The 990-nt window shown below is 65.9% G+C and carries 1 protein-coding gene; it reads left to right on the forward strand.

Annotated elements, in window-relative coordinates:
• Nucleotides 1–237: 237 nt before the first annotated feature.
• A partial coding sequence (locus ACFPIH_RS56305) for an IS5 family transposase (RefSeq protein ID WP_381188148.1) occupies nucleotides 238–990 on the forward strand: 753 nt, incomplete at its 3' end.

Here is a 990-nt window from a genome sequence, read left to right on the forward strand (position 1 = left end):
AGAGGTCGTTTTCATCTGTCTCGTCCGCAAATAGTCTGCTTCTTGTCGTGCAGGGGTGCGGTACGGAAGAGGTACCCGCTGCGGTTGGGGCATGAGGGTCGGGTGATGTGTCGTGTGGGGTGGGATATAGCTAGTGACTGTTTCATCCCAGGATGCCGGGCCTTCGAAGCCCTGCGTGCTTCTGCTGGCGTTGCTGTGCGCCTGGGCGCACTCGGTCCGCGGCGATACATCACGAGCATGCCGAAGCGTTGCCCGTATCCGAGTGATCTGTCCGATGCCCGCTGGGAGTTGATCGAGCCGGTGCTGGCGGCCTGGCGTTTCGAGCGCCGTGGCAGGGCCCTGGACTTCGGCCGGCCGCCCGAGCACGACCTGCGCGACATCATGGACGCGATCTTGTATGTGGACCGGACCGGCGTCCAGTGGCGCTGTCTCCCGCATGACTTCCCGCACTGGAACACGGTCTACGGCTACTTCACGAAGTGGCAGCAGGAAGGCGTGTTCGCCCAGCTCAACGGCCTGCTCCGGCGGCTGTTGCGGCAGAAGGAAGGACGGGATGCCGAGCCGTCCGCCTGTGTGATCGACGCCCAGAGCGTCAAGACCTCCACCAGCGTTCACGCCTCCGGCCAGGGCATCGACGCCGGCAAAAAGATCGTGGGCAGGAAGCGGAACATCGTCACCGACACCATCGGCCTTCTCCTCGCGGTGCTGGTCACTGCCGCGAGCGTGCAGGACTCCGTCGCCGGCACCCAACTCCTCGACCAGGTCGCCGCCGAGCATCCCCGCATCCGCAAGGTGTGGGTCGACGGCGGCTACCGCCAGCACCTCGTCGAGCACGCGGCCACCCTCGGCATCGACATGCAAATCACTCAACGCAAGCCCGGGACCAGGGGATTCACCCCGATTCCGAAACGCTGGGCGGTCGAGCGGACCTACGGCTGGCTCATGCTCCATCGCCGCCTGGCCCGCGACTACGAGACCCTCCCCGCCCGC

The organism is Streptomyces vulcanius (assembly GCF_042653945.1).
In the GTDB taxonomy this organism is placed as follows: Bacteria; Actinomycetota; Actinomycetes; order Streptomycetales; family Streptomycetaceae; genus Streptomyces; species Streptomyces mangrovi.